The organism is Paenibacillus sp. sgz302191 (assembly GCF_057749925.1).
The window spans coordinates 117913-134605 of record NZ_JBYLHY010000008.1 but is presented as its reverse complement, the minus strand read 5'-3'; the positions used below and the strand labels follow the sequence as shown (position 1 = coordinate 134605).

The window sequence follows — 16693 nt, the reverse complement described above, 5'->3', positions numbered from 1 at the left end:
CGTTATGTCCTCTCTACACTACTCCACAAATGCGTACAATTTGCCGATCTCCGCTTCCGTCCCCAGCTTCTCCATGGACAGATTGCGGATCAGCCCGCTTCTCAGAGCCTCATCATCCAACAGTCTTTTGATACCGTGAGACACTGCTGCGGCGTTCATTTCTACAATCAATCCGTTGACCTCATGTACAATCTGATCTTTTACCGTACTGTAATTCGTAACGACAATCGGTTTGTGCAAGATTTTTGCTTCATCCAAGGCAATGGATTTCCCCTCGAACCGGGAGGGCTGCACGTAAATATCCGCTTCCCTTATGTATGGATACGGATTTTCGCGAATGCCCAACAGAATGACGTTGTGCTGCAGCTGCCGGTCGGCAATCATCGCCTCAAGCTTGGCCCGATCTTCGCCTTCCCCGATAATATACCAGGTAACCTTGTACCCGGATTGAACCAAGTCTTTGCACGCGTCGATGGCCAGTTCGAATCCTTTCTGGTAAACAAGCCTGCCAACCGAAACCAGCTTCACGCCGTCTGCAGCCATTTCAGCCCGTTCGGATGCCATGTTATGAATCATTTTAGGAGATACGATGTTGTGCATCACTTCAATTTTGTCCTGAAACTCAGGGAATCTATGCTTTAGTACTGCGGCACATTGCTCGGATACTGTAACGATATGATCCAATTGGGAAAAATACGCGCTATCCATGTCCGGGTCCATTCCTAATTTGTCATAATCGTTATGGATAAACCCTATTTTTTTACTTGCAATAACCTTGTCCACGCAATAATAAATCGGATTCTTTTCCAAATAGGCAATCGCTGCATCGTATCTCTTGTTAACGGCTTGCATCGATCTGGCAATGTAGGCCCAAGCCCGTTGATCAACTTTGGCCCGGTTGGGTTCATTTCTGAAAATATAACTTACACAAAATCTGGAGAACGCAATAGAGAACCGGCCTTTCTTCAAACAATCGGCTGCCGCTTTCTTCAACGGCATGTCAAAATATTGATATTCCTCGGGCTCTTCCAATATATGAACCTGTTTAGGTATGCTGTTGAAAAATAGGCCCTGGTGTTTAAACAGGAACAGATCCACCTCATAGCTCGCATAGTCGATTGTTTCCAATAAGGAAATTAACGCCTTCTCCGCTCCGCCGCAATCCAGGTTGTTAATAATAAACAGCAGTCTTTTTTTCACAAGCTACCACCTAATTGATTATTTCGTACAATTTACGAATTTCTTCTTCGGTCCCCAGCTTTTGTTTGCTAAGAGTGTCCACCAGCCGCTCCTTCATCGCCTTGTCTTTGATAAGCGTCTCAATGCCTTCGCATAATCCGTCTTCGCTTAATTCCACAATGAGCCCGTCGGTGCCATGCTGGATTTGATCTTTCGCCGTTTCAAAGCCGGTGACGACAATCGGTTTCCGAAGAATTTTGGCCTCGTCTATGGCAATCGACTTCCCTTCATATCGGGACGGCTGAACGTAAATATCGGACGCCTTGATATACGGATAAGGGTTCTCTTTGATACCCAGCAATTTGAAATGAGGTTCCAAGCCATGGGTGGCGATTAACTGCTCCAATTGTTCCCGTTCGCCGCCCTCGCCAAGCACGTACCATTGTACGGAATAACCCTTGCTTATCAACAATCTGCATGACTCGATCGCCAGATCAATGCCTTTTTCATTGCTTAATCTGGCGACCGTAACGATTTTCGTGCATTTCGCATCGGTCACCATTTCGACAGGCGTATCGTTTTGCGACAATTGATTGATGATGGAAGGGGACACGATATTGTAAATGACTTTCACTCTGTTTTGTAAATGGGAAAAATGAAACACCAGCGATTTGGCGCATTCTTCGGATACGGTAACGAGATAATCCAGGCGGGAGAAATACGGCGTGTCGAATTCCCCGTCCATCCCTGAGGTGGAGTAATTCGTATGAATCCAGCCGATCTTTTTCTTCGCCCGCACCTTCTCTACAACAAAATAGATAGAGGATTTCTCCAAATATCCGATTGCAGCGTCGTACTCTTTATCTAACACATCCAAAGATCTACTATAATATTTCCAGGTGTTTTGCTCGGAGATCGCTTGATCCTTGATCATACGATTCTTCAAGCTGAACATGAATCTGGAGTACGCCAGATCCACCCGCCCTTTCAATATAAATCTGCCCAACGAGCTCTTTAACCCGTCCGAAAAAATCCGGTGATTCTCAGGCATGTCGAGCAGGTTCACTTCTTTGGGCAAAGAATGAATAAACACGCCGGATCTATTGAACAGGACCAGGTCTACACGATACTCGCCGTAATCGATTTGGGATAACAGATTGACAAGACTCTTTTCCCCGCCGCCTGCGGATAAGTCAGGCATAACAAATAGCAAATGCTTCTCACGCTTCATCATTCGTCTCATCTCAAACGGCTTTGACTAGCTCGTTCAAATATTCAACCGCTTTGTAGGACATCTTCTTAATCTGCGGAATCGATTGCTTCAGCTTTTCTTTAATCGCCTGCTCCTCGCTGAACATTTCATTAAACTTGGCGATGAGTTTGCTGCCTGTCGCGATTTCCTCGATCCCCAGAACCAGCTTCTCTTCGCCGAATAAATCTTTGGCAATGCCCTTCGATTTCACACTGTAGCCGAGCACCATCGTCGGAACATAATTGGAATACGCAGCGATCGTAGCGTGTGTCCTGGCTCCGATAAAGAACCTCATTCTGGCGATGTATCCTTTGTACTGGATGGCATTTAAGTTATTCGGCAGCAGAATGACCCGGCCGGTATCCTTGAATTCGCCATAGTAGCTTTTTAGAACTTCGTAATCATCGTTCCCCGCTTCGATGACATGCGGCGTAAGCGCAATGGTCGAATCAGTCGTATGCAAAATGTGCGAAATCAATTCCCTTACGGCGACTTGCGAATCTTTATTTCGCTTCCAGACGAGCGGACTGAAGTTGAGCCCGATGGTGTTGCCTTCCTGCCAGCCTTCAGGCAGAGCCAGCTCCTCTTTTTCCATCGTAAACGCGGCATCCGCGCACAATTTGACATTCGTTAGCCCGTGGCTCCTTAACAGCTCATACGTAAGGGTTTCGCGGGCAAGAATGAGGTCGAACAACCGCAAATCCTGCAATTTTCTTTCCGACAAATCTTCAGCCCCGATTGAGCAGCCCCACAAAACCAATTTCTTGCCTTGCGCCTTCACCCGCCTGTCGATCTCATACCATCCAGGCTGTTCGCCATAGCAGTAATTGTCCCCGCCAATCGATAAACATACGTCCATATGGTCTATATGTTTAATGATTTTGTTGTGGATTCTGCCCAAGGCATACGATTCATCATTAAAAAACTTCACCTTAAGTGAAGATAGCAACCAGTCATATGAATACTTTTTAATGCTTTGCGGCGATCCGTCGTAGATGCCGTCCAACGTCTCGATGACCCGATCGGTTTCAGGCTTTCCCGAAGCCAGGTACACTTGCACCCCCTGGATTTGTTCCTTAATAAGCGAAGTAGAGGAGCGCACGATGGCCTCGCAGCCTCTATTCAAACTCCCGTCATGGGCAAACATCATAATTTTCATTATCCGATCCCCCTCGTTATTTATTCCTCAGTCTGCTGTATGCGGTAGCGCAGTAAAGGCCAAACGTCGATTTCCGTTTCATCAACTCCACAATATACTTATCGTAACGCCCTTGCCTGCCGGACATTTCGCGAATATATGCAGGCAGAGCCTCTCTAACGTGCACATTGTGTATCATTTTCTTTACCAAGGCATACCTTTTGCCGAATCCCACCTCCGGAGAGGTAAAATATATATAAATATAGGACATGACACTATGGATCAATTTGATCGATTGCAGCCGCCGGATTTCGTCCTTTTCCAGGGTACCGCCGATGACCCGGGTCAAATCCAATGCATATACATCAAGCGCCCGCTGAAAATAATCTTTTTGCAAAATGTTTCTCGTAGCGCTCCCCGCCACCTCCCGGTAATGGTATCCGGTGTAGTCTATGTATTGAACCGCCGCGGCGCTTCTGAAGAACTCCAGGTTAAACATGCCGTCTTCCCCCAGCGCAACGCCTTTCGGAAATTTCACCCGCCGGCTGCGCAGAACCTCTCCCTTATAAAGCTTGCTGCAAACCGTATTCAAATCGTCATGCTTGATAAAATAAGGCAGAATCTCCCGGGCAATGTAATCTTCCCTTAAAACAGTGCTCGCAGGAAACGGGTATCGCGTAACCACTTGATGACCGCTCAACTCACTCTCAAAATTGGAGATGATCGCATCGCAGCCGCTTCGTCTTGCTGTGTCGTACAACAGCTCGAACATATCGGACTCAATGTAGTCATCTGCGTCGACGAACCCCACATACTCCCCGACCGCGCGCTCCAAGCCGGCATTCCTTGCCATGCTCACGCCCTGGTTCTCTTGATCGATCAGCTTGATTCTATGATCTTGTTGCATATACCGCTCGATGGCAGCCCGGCTGTTGTCCCGGGAGCCGTCATTTACGAAAATAAATTCACATTCGCGCAATGTCTGCTCAAGGAGCGATTCCATACATGGAACGATGTAGCGCTCAGCGTTATAAACAGGAACGATTACACTAACTTTGACACTCATGACTTAAGCTCCCATCAATCGATACAGCTTTTCCAACTCGTCGCTATTACTATGATCTTGGGCTTCCAAATGGTCTGATAACGCTTTTCTTAACTCGCGGTTCTTGTACAGTCCTTCAATGCCATCCGCGATCCCCTCTTCGCTCAACCCGCAAACAACCCCGTCAACGCCGTCCTCGATCTGGCTCGCAGCCGTCGAGTAATTGGTAATTAAGACCGGCTTGCCTAAAATTTTGGCCTCGGTCACGGTGACGGCTTTCCCTTCATAGCGCGAAGGCTGGACGTAGAGATCGCAATCCTTCATATAAGGATAGGGATTCGTCCTTTTCCCCAGCAAAACAAAGCTGCCGGAGAGGCCGTTCCGCTCGATAAGTTCTTTCAGCATAGCCTCATCTCCGCCATATCCGACTACGTACCAGGCAATTTGGCCGCCGTAACCTCTGTCGTGCAAAATTTTCAATGCCCGCACGGCTTGATCGATTCCTTTTGCATTCGATAGCCTGGCTACTGTGACAAGCTTGAACCGATGATCCGGAGCGATCGAATCCTCTGCTTTGTGCAGCGACATACGCTTAACAAACGCAGGCGAGGTTATGTTTTCGATGACCCTAACTTTGGTTTTCAGCGTAGGGTACTTAACCAAAAAAGATTGCTTGCAGGCTTCCGACACCGCAATAATATGATGAAATTGGTCCCATATTTTGAGGTCCATGCCGACGTTCGTCTCCACAGTCGAATAGTCCGTGTGGATCCAGGCGATCTTCGTCCGCGCTTTCACCTTTGCAGCGACAAAGTCATGCGGCCACAGATAGCTGATCGCGATATCGTACTCTTTGTCCGCCTTGGGTAAAAAGGGCAGGGCGTATTTCCACATGAGCTGCATTTGGTAATAGCCCGGTTCCGCGATCCCTTTCCTTCTGCCCATGTACGTGGCCGCCAGCTTGGAAACGATTCTGGATGCGCCGATCACGTATTGCCTCTCCCTCACAATCTCGCCAATCGACTTTCTGAAGGTTGTGTAGGAAGAGACTTCGTCCAGCAATCTGGCTTGGGATGGAATCATCCCCATAAAATCGCCCTGATGCCGGTACAGCATCAAATCAACGGCATACTTGTCATAGTCGAAATTTTCAAGCATACTGATCAGGCTTCGTTCCACCCCGCCGACTTCCATGTCGTAGGATGCGATTAATATATTTTTCATGACTGTGCTCCTATGCTTTTGTCACTAATTTGCGAATTCGCGCTATGTTGTCTCCGCCAATAATTTTGGCTGCCAAATGCTTGAGATTGCTCTTCAATCTGACTTTAGGCGGCAGCCAGCTTTTATGAAAATAGTGCATCGCATAGGTTTGTTCCGTAATAAATTTCCTGCAGTTAATGTAATCGAAAGGGGAAAAATAAGTCTGGGGATAAAAGGCGCCGATACCCTTGATTTCTTGGTATTCCCCATTGAGCTGGAGCCCCTTGCTTCGGAGAATTTCAGTGATCATCGCCACATTCGTTAAATCGTTATAGCTCCCGTCTTCTCTCTTGAAGTCAATGCCTTCATAGGAGTCGACAAATTGCTTTAACAGCGGGTTGCCCTTTGCAGCCCCGATCGTGCTCGTCGCAATGTAATTTTCCTGCTCGAATCCCCAGAATGAATCGTGATGCAGCAAATCGTCAAAAGGCTTGTACACCTCAACATCGGTATCCAAATAAATGCCGCCATAGTGATACAGGGCGCTGGCCCTGGCGTAATCACTGACAAAAGCGAATTTCCGGGCTTCATAAGCCCCTTGAACGTATGAATTGCATCGAACGTCGAAGTTATGTTCATTCCATTCGATAAATTCATACTCCGGCAGGTTACGTTTCCAGCTGTCCATGCACCGCTTGACGATATCTGGCTTTTCATTACCGCCAAACCAACAATAGTGAATCGTTTTGGGAATGATATTCAACGGAAAGCTCCCCCTAAGAACTAATCAGTCGTTCTCCACAGAGAACATAAATGGCAATTTCTACACCAATTCATCTTCATTGTAGTTCTTTATAAAGAACATGTCAATCATTGTGTCCGTTCAGTTCGCCGCGCCGATGCTTAGATTCGGGCTTTGATTTCCCAGCAAGCCGGCGAACAGACCGCCTTTCTCCAGCGCTAATTGTTCGAACCCGCCTGCCTGAACAATTCGGCCGTTATCCATGACGATCACTTGATCCGCGTTGCGAATCGTCGACAACCGGTGGGCGATGACAATAATGGTCATCTTGCCTTGTATTTTTTCCAAAGCTTGTTGAATTCTCGATTCATTCTCCGTATCCAGCGCGCTCGTCGCTTCATCCAGAACGAGAATAGACGGCTTCTTCAAAATTGCCCGGGCCAACACCAGCCGCTGCCGCTCACCGCCCGAGAGTCTGACCCCCCGATCGCCGATCAACGTATCCAGTCCTTGCGGCAGCTTGCGGACCAGCTCATCGACAGCCGCAAACTCCAGCGCTTCCCACATTTGCTCCTCAGCGGCATTCGGCGCAATCATCAACAGATTTTCCCGAATGCTGGCATTAAATAAAAACGGGTCCTGGGGAACGTAGCTGACGGAATGCCGCAGCGACACCAGCTTTTCCACAGTAAGCGGTACGCCGTCGACAAGAATTTGGCCGCTTTCCGGCTGCATCAAACCCATTAATATATCGATTAACGTGCTCTTCCCGGCCCCGGATCTTCCTGCAATCGCCGTCATTCGGCAGGACGGAATCTTCAGACTAACCCCTTGAAGAGCATACAGCGACTCCTCCGGATTATAGCGAAAATATACATCGCGGCATTCGAATCCTTGCTCGATGCGAAGCCGCTCGACGCTTTCGGCCGGATGCCCGCCGATTCCATCGAGTTCCTTCGCGGCCTTGCATTCCTCTTGAAGCCCAATCAGCATCCGGAATGCCGGAATCATCGACGCCATCGACTCCAGGTTCGATTGGATGCTTATAAATCGCGGCCACAGCCGGGAAAATATGACGACGATCATCAACAGCTGCCCCTGCTCGGACTTGAACAGCGTTAAAGACACATAAATAAATACAGCGATGAGCACCGCTGAAGTGACTTTATAGAGCAGCTGCGATTGAGTCGCCAGCTTGACTTGCTTTATCCGTTCGCGCTCGGTCTCATCCGACCAGTCCTGGAGCCAGCGGTACCGCGGTTCTTCCAGCCTGTTGCTTTTAATATCTTTGATGCCGTTGAAGTGATCCGTGATCCCGGCAAGGTAGACCTTCGCCAGCTCTAACAAGCGGCCCCCAACCGCCTGCGACCGGTAAATAAACGTCCTGGAGCAGAGAAACAGCGCGAAACCGCACAGCAGCACGAAACTCGTCATTTTTACCGACAGCCAAAAGGCGAATGCAAGCTGGATCATCGTAAAAGTGAACGAGCTTAGCAATTGCAGAAACAATTGAACCCCGCCTGTAACCTGCCCCAGTTCTCCGGTCAACGAATGAATAAGATCGGATTTGCGCTTTTTCACAAAAAAGCTCCAATTCGCCCGCAAGATTGCACGGTACGTTTCCAGCCGCAAGTGATTGATAAACCGGGTATGAATCTTGGCGTCCTGTATGGTCAGATTCCGCTGCAGCATAGACTGAGCGAGTACCAGCACTACATAAATCCCTAAAATAAGCGGCAATCCGAGCATCGCCGGAACCTGCTGCAAGGTCTGCAATAGCCCGGCCGCAGGCGCTGCTCCTGTATTCATATCCAAAATGCCGCTCATACTTATAAGCGGAATTAAGAGGAATATGCCGATGCCGTCCAAACAGCTGATGAAAACCATCCCAAGCAAATTCAAATAGAGAAGCTTTCCCGTGTACGCATATAATTGTTTGGTCAGAAATAAAATTTGCTTCACTCTACGCCCTCCCGGACACTACATATTTCTTGGTCGTCCGCCAGAACCACAATACCGGACGCAAAGGGAAATAGAGGAAATGGAGCTTCTTCGGCAGAGGCAATATCTCGGCGTCAATCGGATACGGATGGAGGAAGCTAACTATGAACAGGAGCTTTTGCCGGATTCCCATCAAGGCGAACAGATGCCGCTTATGATACTTTTGCACATCATCCGGTACAGGGTCGGTGTGCAAATTGACCAACCTCTTCAAATAAAACATGGCGTCATTCGCCAGCTTCTTCGCCCGTTTCTTTTCCGCAAGCAGGGCCATGGCTTCCGTCTGCGGCGTATGCAATAATTGCGCGCATAAATGAAGGGCCTGTCCGGCAATATGCGAAGCATCATAGGTACGCAGTTCGGCGTATAATTCGTCCCAGTCCGGCGCTTGCTTGACGAATCGATCGATATCTGCCAACCAACGCAGTCTGGACCAGCCGTGACGGGACCCGTGCAATATTAAAAAAAGGAACAAATCCTCTCTGCCCAAGAAGTAGAGAGATACGCCTTTTATCGGACTCACCCGTCTCCGTTCCCATAAATGCTCAAAACTCGGCTCAATGGACGGGCCCGGATTAAGCCGCCAGTGCAATTCCACCGTGATCCCCCGCTGCGGGTGGGTGTACGTAGTGTGATGGTGCCTCCACTTCCAATTGTCTAAAGTCGTTGAGAAGTAGTCGTCCTTCACATAGCCCTGCTTGAGCAAAAGCTCCTCGGCCCGATCAAGCTCCCGAAGCGGAACGAGAATATCGAGGTCGCAGGAGGAGCGGAGCGACAGATCGCCGTACAGCTCCATGGCAAGTACAGGCCCTTTCAAAAACAGGCACGGAATCGACGCCTCAGAAAGCAGCCTGCATAAGCGTTCCATCTCCCCGCCAAAACGAAGCATCTCGAACGTATTCAGTTTGTATTCCTGCTGTAAGTTCTGCACAACGTGCGGAGGGATAGACGTACTGTTGAGCGATCTTATTTTTTTGTAAACGAGGGGGAACACACGGTGATGCTTCACTAATTCGAGGAAATGATTCCAATCGATATCGTGGAACAGCCCGGCATGATCCGGTGAAGCAGGTTCATCCTCCTGGCCGATCATAGACAGAAGCAATCTTAATTCTTTGGGGAGGTCGCCCCAATGGAGATGAACATTAGTATCCATGATTAACTCCTTCAATCAGTCATTGTTCATTGTCTTGGCAAATTTACCAACGACTGTGAATTTCTCCATTCCTTCCGAGCCGGTAATATAGTAAGGGCCGCTTCGCAGCCAGGCATGTGCGATCATGTTTCCCGCTTCATCCTTTGCCGTTCCCAAATATAAAGTGCTTTCGATTCGCCGTTTCTCCAACATTTTGAGCCCGGCAATCGCTCTGACCAAACATTTGCTCTCCCACAACGTATGGCCGCTCACGGATTGAATGGCGTTATGGATATGAACGAGTGCAGCGTGGTTGCTTGGCGTAGGTTCGAAGGTTGTCTCCAACATTTTCCGCCCCAATTGCGGCGCTATCTTCGAGAATGGCAGCAAGATGAGCAGCCGCGCCCAGCCTAAATAGAACAGGGCTTCCAACATGAAGCAAAAGGTTTTCCTATCCCAAGAACGTATAGCCCTTAATTTTCTCAGCATCTTTATTCTCCGATATGAATAAGCCCTTCTTTGTGCAGATCCTCCAGAAAGGAGGCGACATGCGCTTCGCATTCCGCCTGCTCCACGTTGTATTCCGAAATCAGGATGCTTACCATTTGATGAACCGCAACCGGGTTCTCCATCAATCCCCAAATTTTCCCGCCTATATCGCCTAAATTGTAGTATTTGCCCTTTTCAATACTCAGCATGACGATTTCTCCGTCCATCTCGCTTACAACCGTACCTTCCAATTGTTTAACCACGTCATGCAGCGATATTTCCCGAGCTTTGCTCATTATGGATTCCCCCTGTTTAATTTATCGAGTATGAAGTCTACTAACTGCGGCGCGCTAAAGCTAATGGCAGACCGTCGGATTTGATACATATCCACATGATTCGTCATGCTAGCCGAGACGGTAAAATGCCATTCCATCAGCCCAAGCCGCGGAATAAGAAAATTGCGGTATGTATGGGTGAAAAGTGTCTGGAGCCGCGCCAGCTTCGTAATAGGCTGGAATTCAAAACGTTCGTTCTCCGTCTTGCCAAGTTCAAATACAGCGGCAAGCGGCAGCGGTTCTGCATAGAAGCTGGACGGAACCGGAATCGAAAATTTATTTTCTCTGCCGAATATCGGCTTATATTCATGGCCGTCGACGCCAAAATTGTCCAAGCTCTCTTGCCACAGCTTCTGCTGCGGATACGAAGGCGTTACTATGGGTACCCGACCACGGTTCGACAGCGAAACGGCAATCACATCGTCGCTGACCAACCGGCAGCCCCGTCTTAAGAAGGCGGAGGCCAAAGTGGACTTCCCGGCGCCGGATTCCCCGATAAAAGCGTACGCCTTTCCATCGATTTCAATGGCGCTTCCGTGCAGGGGGTAGATGTTTTTTTGCATCAACAATGCGCCCATGCACGAGCCAAGGATGTAGAGGCGGATTAAACTCTCGTCCGCTCCGCGAATCGGAGCGACCTTGATCGTTCGGCCATCCTGAACGCAGAAATATGCATGATCCGGAACATAGAACAGGACCGTCCGGTCCTTCACGATATGTTCGTACGGGTTATTTTCCAATTCAGACTTAAAATTCACATTGTTGTCGATGACAATTTCAATGTCGGCTTCATTCGCCGGCATATTGACGAACGGCAATTCAGGCAAAGAAATCTCGCTTGAGATCAATAATCCAAAAGCCTTATACATACAACTCACTCCAAATCGCTGCCATGGAAATAAGAAGAACCCTTATACTCGCTTTGATGTATAAGGGCCTCTACACATTCAAAACTTACAAATGATTGTCCGCCGAGAATGTTTGAATTAGCTGGTAAAGCGCGGTTTCGGTGAACGAACACCTTGAACATAAGCTTCGTCTGTAAACGGACCGTCCGTTGTAGAAGCTTCGGTCATTTGTACGTCCAATACGCTCAGTACCGGTTTATTCCATTCTTTTTTGTCTGCCATTGTTTTCACCTCCCCCTCGTATTAAATGAACCCCTTTAAAAATCGATACACAATCAAGCTTCGCATCAGCATTCTGAAATCCATATCGTTGGCCTGCTCAGGGCGTACCCCTTGCTTGGCCTTCGAAAGAGCGGCCCTTATCGCAGGGCCGTTAAACACTTCCAGCGCGACAGAATCCGTGCTTAGCTGTTGTATTTCTTCCACGAATGCGTCCCAATGCGGCATCATCCGATGAATCCAATCGACACCTTGCGTACCGTGAACCCGTTGATTCAGCCTGACTTTGTCAGGCAAATACGTTTCCGTCGCTCTTCGAACGAGTGCACGGTCCAATCCGTCGCGAACGTACTGCTCTTCGGGTACGGACAAGCAGAACCGAATGACGCGAATATCGTTCGTAGGGTCTCTCTTCCATACCGAGTAGCGCAGCGACAATTTCGTCGCCAACGTATTGCTTGCATTCCAATGAAACAATTGTTCAAAATGCTTCCTTCTTTGCTCATATGCATCGGCATCGGAAATCCAGCCGGATTCATCTATTCCATACAACTTCAGTCTGTTGTAAACGTCCGTTTTTTTCGCAAAGTCCGGGTTGATGAGCACTGGATACTTAAAAGGCGCGCTTGCCGGAAGCATCCGCTCTAACCGCGGGAATGCGACTTTCGCGATATCAGGCAGCATGCGCAGCCGGCTTCCGCCCACATTGAAACTGTAATGATGCAATTCGCGGCTTAATCGAACCCATCTTAGCTTTTTGAGAAGAATCGCATAATAATCGATCGCAGGCCCCCAGGAAATAGACATATTCCCTCTGCCGCCGTTCAGCAGCACGCCTGTCCCTTCCTCATGCGCTTGCTCAAACATCCCTTTAAGCCAGAAGGAATTCTCAAAAAACTTATAGGGCATCTCCATAATCTTAAGGAAATCATCGACCTCGGATAAGGAGTTTCTGCCTGCGAAATCGCAATATTTCTGCTTAATGCCGCCTACGTACCCTACAGTCGATTGAATAAAAGGACTCTCATCGGCGATGTAATGCTGTGAAGTGTAATCCTTAAAATCGTTCGTCGGAACGTAACTAAACGTATGTAAAAGCTTATTCTTCTTCCGCAGCACCCTTGCGGCAAAACCGGCAATGGCGCCAGAGTCCAGCCCCCCGCTCAATTGAGCGCCCACGCCCCGATATGTACGCAGGCGAGAGGTAACGGCTTCCTGAAACACTTCGCGAAACGCTTCTACATACTCTTCATCGGATTTCAACCGCAGCCGTTGTTCCGGCGTTATTTGGCAATATCTTGATAATTTCACTTGATTCCCGGCAATAGAGATACTGTGCGATGGAGGCACCTGCTCGATATGTTTGTACACGGTTGAAGAAGAAGTGACAACATCCACCATCCCGCTTATCGCCAAATACTCCGCGAGCCATTCTTCATTCAGCTCTTTTTTCACATGAGGTAATGTCAACAAAGGTTCGATCACGGTGCAAAACCCAAAATGGTTCCCCGCACGGGCGTAATACAGTGTCCGACTGCCGGAGAAATCTCTTGCCCCGAAAAGGCGGCGTTCCCTGCCATCCCAAATCATAAAAGCGAAGTCGCCGACCAAATACTGCGGAGCATCTCCCCCCCACTTGGCATAGGAGAGCAAAATGAGCTCGCTATCGGTTATCGCCTTCCGCCTTTCAGGCTCGATCTGCAGCATTTCAAACAATTGCTGCCGGTTATCGATAATAGCATCAGCCGTAATCGCCAACTGCCTTGCCGAATCATAAAACGGCAGACGCTCTTCTACGGACTCGGGTGTGATCCACTGCGCATGGCATCCCAAAAAGACGCGGTCTTCGTGCCAAATTCGAACGTCGTCCGCCGGGTAGATTTGCAAAGCTTGCATGAGCATTCCGCCATACTCTAGGGCAATAGGCTCATCCATTACACTGTAAACTCCCGCTATGGCACTCATGTAATGCTCCTTTCACCCGACCATGCAGCTTAGCCCGAATCTTTATACAGAACAATAGTCCGCTAATATATGGGTATTACGAACTATTTTTGTTCTTTATCAAGAACATTTCAAGAATATCATGTCACATTTTCGATGTCAAATCTTTCTTTATCAATTAACCCAAATTATGGGAAAAGCATTCGTATAAAGCTGCGGCACCTTTTATGGTACAGCATGACGTACTTGACCCATACCGGGCCTTCAGCCGTCTTGAGCCCCAATTCATGGCCTAATTCGACCTTGTTGGGGAGGATCCAACTCCATATCGCCCGCAGGCAATGCGCCGCTTTATCGTAGATTACAAATTGAGACCTGATCAAATTGATATATTGCCGCCGCTTGTTGTAATCCCGGTCGGTGACCGCATGGTAATCCCACCGCAAACCTGCTTTTGCTCTGATCGGCAGTGGTGCGATTTGTTCCAACTGCGGCAAAATGTGATAAACAACCTCCAGCGTCCAAATCATTCTTTTGAAGGTGTGATGCGAACCCGCATCCTGAAAAAGCAGCGAATAATCGAGTTCCCCGTTATCGCGCAGCGCGCAGATCATCTGGATGATATCCAGTATATATTTAAAAGAGTCCAGATTATGCTTCCATCCATGCAGACAAATCATGTAGAAAGTATGATAATCGGATAATTCCTTGATATGTCTGTACGGCCCCAGCGGCTTGGCTTGATGCCAAAACTCTCCGATCCTTAAGGAAGAAGTGCCTGCCTTCAACAAATCCCAATGAAGTTCCACGGTTAACGGAATCGGCGAATGAGGCAGCTGCTTGCTGTAGCTGGCATGAAAATGGGCAGGGATTCGTTCCTCCTCGTCCGTAAAACCAAGCGATTTGACACACGCGCTCGCCTTCTCCATATCTTCGGGACGAATCAGCAGATCGATATCGGTCGTTTTTCTGGCTCCAATATGTCCGAAATACTTCTCGGCGAAAAAGACGCCTTTAAGCGGAATCGCCGCGATTCCGGCTTCCTCCAACTTGCCGACGATGCGTTCCAGCTCGCTTTTCACAAAAATATTGAGGTACAAATCTTTCGTAAACTGCTGTTCCAGACGTTCCCGAAAAAACGGAGGGGTTTGTTCAAGCCATCCTTTCCGCTTTAAAAGCCAGTATATTTGCGAACATACTTCGGATGATTCGATGTCCTCCAACGCCCGGCGGTAAAATGCCGAATCGGCAGGCAGCGGCTTCGACGGCTCGTACAATGCCTGAATCATATCCGTTATCAAACCGCGTCCGCTCCTTCCGTTTTTTGAAACTCTCTTTGATACAGCTGACGATATAATCCGTCCGTTTCCATAAGCTCCTCATGATTGCCCTGCTGCACGATTTTCCCCTTGTTCAGTACGATAATCAAATCCGCGTGGCGGATTGTGGACAGCCGATGGGCAATGACGAGCGTTGTACGGTTTTGCATAAGCCGGTCCAACGCCTCTTTTACTTCATGTTCGGATTCGTTGTCCAGTGCGGAAGTCGCTTCATCCAGCAGGAGGATCGGAGCATCCTTCAAAATTGCCCGTGCAATGGCCAGCCGCTGTTTTTGCCCGCCTGACAACCGCAGGCCCCTCTCCCCGATCTCTGTATCGTATCCGTCCGGCAAAGCGCAGATGAAATCGTGGATATTGGCAGCGGCGGCAGCTTCCCGCATTTCCGCTTCCGTAATATCCGGCCGCGCTATCGACAAGTTCTCCCGCACGGTTCCGTCAAATAAAAAGGTTTCCTGCGGAACGTATGCAAACCGGCTGCGAAGCTCCGAAGAGGAATAGCTGTCGGCGGGCCTGCCATCAATCCAAATGGCGCCCTCCTCGGGCTTGAAGAAGCCTTGTAGCAGGTTAAACAGCGTTGTTTTGCCCGCACCGCTCTGGCCGACGATAGCGACGACTTGTCCGGCGGGGATGTGCATGTCGAATCGTTCGAATATGCGCATCCGGCCGTCGTAGCTGAAAGCGATATTGTTCACATCGATAGCTACAGCCGTCGGTGCATGCCGGATATAATACGGCAGCCGAGGGGATTCCGGAGTTTCCTGCATCACTCTCGAGATTCTTTCCACAGCGGATACCGACCGCTGAAATCCCGCCCATTGGGCCGCAAGCCCCGTTAGCGGGTAAATCATATGGTCGATCAGGTTGACGAACGTCAGCAGGGAGCCTACCGTCAGCACATCGCGCGAAATGAAATAAGCCCCGAAGCAAAGGCTCGCCAGAAAGATCAATGTGCTGATAGCGTCTCCTCCGGCCAAAAATTTTCCCCGCAACCTGGCATTTTGCAGTTCCAATGCGAACAATTCCCGGTTCTGGGCGGCAAATTTACCGAACAGCCATCTCTCGATGGAAAACGAACGAATCATCATGAAGCCTTGAAAAGTTTCATTCAGCAAACCGTTCATATTGCCCAGCAGTTCGTTAATCAGCCGGCTGTTCCGGCGCAGCAATAAACCGAACACGGCGCCGATCGCCAGGGCGAAGGGCGCAGCAAGAACACCCAGTACAGCAAGCTTCCAATGGATTTGCATCAAATAAATAAACACAGCCAGATATACAACAGGAAGCTTGATCAGCTCTATAAAGCTTCTGCCGATAACTCCATCGATGCTGTGAATATCGTTCGTAAAGTGGGATATTAAATCTCCGGAGCGGAGGTTGAAGTGCTTTGCTGCGGGGAGCAGCAAAATTCGTTTATACAAATCCGTTTTCAAACTGTTTTTAACGCCGTTCGTAGCGACCGTGTCCAAATAAACATTGAAGTAAGCAGTAAGTATACTAACGATCAAAAGAGCTACACCGAGCGCCACCAAGCGAAGCAGGCGTGTAATGTCGCCATGGATCGCAGCATCCGTAATCGACCCGTAAAACCAGGCGAACACCAAAGTCAAGGCGACATCGACCCCCAACAACAAAAAGAGGAGCGCATTCGGCCTCCAATACCGGAGCATATACGGCATGAGCAGGGAGAACGTTTTTCGGATATCGTCAGGAACAAAATACTGCTCTATGTAAGAGGCAAATTTCCGCTGCATTCGTTCGATCAT

15 protein-coding genes are annotated in these 16693 nt (G+C 48.9%); all 15 read right to left on the bottom strand.

Annotated features, from left to right (window positions below; all coding sequences use genetic code 11):
- Positions 1-18: 18 nt before the first annotated feature.
- Entirely contained in the window at positions 19-1200 is a 1182-nt protein-coding gene (locus AC3G2T_RS14015; protein WP_488435844.1) for a glycosyltransferase, read from the bottom strand.
- 10 nt (positions 1201-1210) lie between these two features.
- Positions 1211-2413: a glycosyltransferase gene (locus AC3G2T_RS14010; protein ID WP_474682667.1), complete on the bottom strand. Its 1203-nt coding sequence runs from the start codon at positions 2411-2413 to the stop codon at positions 1211-1213.
- A 10-nt stretch (positions 2414-2423) separates the two neighbouring features.
- Positions 2424-3590, bottom strand: a complete 1167-nt coding sequence (locus AC3G2T_RS14005) for a polysaccharide pyruvyl transferase family protein (protein ID WP_488435843.1) — start codon at positions 3588-3590, stop codon at positions 2424-2426.
- A gap of 16 nt (positions 3591-3606) precedes the next feature.
- Positions 3607-4635: a glycosyltransferase family 2 protein gene (locus AC3G2T_RS14000; protein WP_488435842.1), complete on the bottom strand. Its 1029-nt coding sequence runs from the start codon at positions 4633-4635 to the stop codon at positions 3607-3609.
- A gap of 3 nt (positions 4636-4638) precedes the next feature.
- Entirely contained in the window at positions 4639-5838 is a 1200-nt protein-coding gene (locus AC3G2T_RS13995) for a glycosyltransferase (protein ID WP_488435841.1), read from the bottom strand.
- A 10-nt stretch (positions 5839-5848) separates the two neighbouring features.
- Positions 5849-6580, bottom strand: a complete 732-nt coding sequence (locus tag AC3G2T_RS13990) for a glycosyltransferase family 32 protein (protein ID WP_488435840.1) — start codon at positions 6578-6580, stop codon at positions 5849-5851.
- Positions 6581-6700: 120 nt separating this feature from the next.
- Entirely contained in the window at positions 6701-8521 is a 1821-nt protein-coding gene (locus AC3G2T_RS13985; protein WP_488435839.1) for an ABC transporter ATP-binding protein, read from the bottom strand.
- 1 nt (position 8522) lies between these two features.
- Entirely contained in the window at positions 8523-9716 is a 1194-nt protein-coding gene (locus AC3G2T_RS13980; protein WP_488435838.1) for a nucleotidyltransferase domain-containing protein, read from the bottom strand.
- A gap of 15 nt (positions 9717-9731) precedes the next feature.
- Positions 9732-10130 carry a lasso peptide biosynthesis B2 protein gene (locus AC3G2T_RS13975; protein WP_488435837.1) on the bottom strand — a complete coding sequence of 133 codons (399 nt, stop codon included), beginning with the start codon at positions 10128-10130 and terminating at the stop codon, positions 9732-9734.
- 56 nt (positions 10131-10186) lie between these two features.
- A complete protein-coding gene (locus tag AC3G2T_RS13970) occupies positions 10187-10480 on the bottom strand; it encodes a lasso peptide biosynthesis PqqD family chaperone (RefSeq protein ID WP_488435836.1) in 294 nt (97 codons plus the stop codon).
- Entirely contained in the window at positions 10480-11388 is a 909-nt protein-coding gene (locus AC3G2T_RS13965) for an HPr kinase/phosphorylase (RefSeq protein WP_488435835.1), read from the bottom strand. The genes AC3G2T_RS13970 and AC3G2T_RS13965 overlap by 1 nt, the downstream gene beginning before the upstream one ends.
- A gap of 117 nt (positions 11389-11505) precedes the next feature.
- The gene (locus tag AC3G2T_RS13960) at positions 11506-11649 is read right to left on the bottom strand and encodes a paeninodin family lasso peptide (RefSeq protein WP_474682677.1); all 144 of its coding nucleotides are present in this window, start codon (positions 11647-11649) and stop codon (positions 11506-11508) included.
- A 21-nt stretch (positions 11650-11670) separates the two neighbouring features.
- Positions 11671-13611 carry an asparagine synthase-related protein gene (locus tag AC3G2T_RS13955; RefSeq protein WP_488435834.1) on the bottom strand — a complete coding sequence of 647 codons (1941 nt, stop codon included), beginning with the start codon at positions 13609-13611 and terminating at the stop codon, positions 11671-11673.
- A 167-nt stretch (positions 13612-13778) separates the two neighbouring features.
- A complete protein-coding gene (locus AC3G2T_RS13950; protein WP_488435833.1) occupies positions 13779-14891 on the bottom strand; it encodes a nucleotidyltransferase family protein in 1113 nt (370 codons plus the stop codon).
- Positions 14888-16693 carry an ABC transporter ATP-binding protein gene (locus AC3G2T_RS13945; protein ID WP_488435832.1) on the bottom strand — a complete coding sequence of 602 codons (1806 nt, stop codon included), beginning with the start codon at positions 16691-16693 and terminating at the stop codon, positions 14888-14890. The genes AC3G2T_RS13950 and AC3G2T_RS13945 overlap by 4 nt, the downstream gene beginning before the upstream one ends.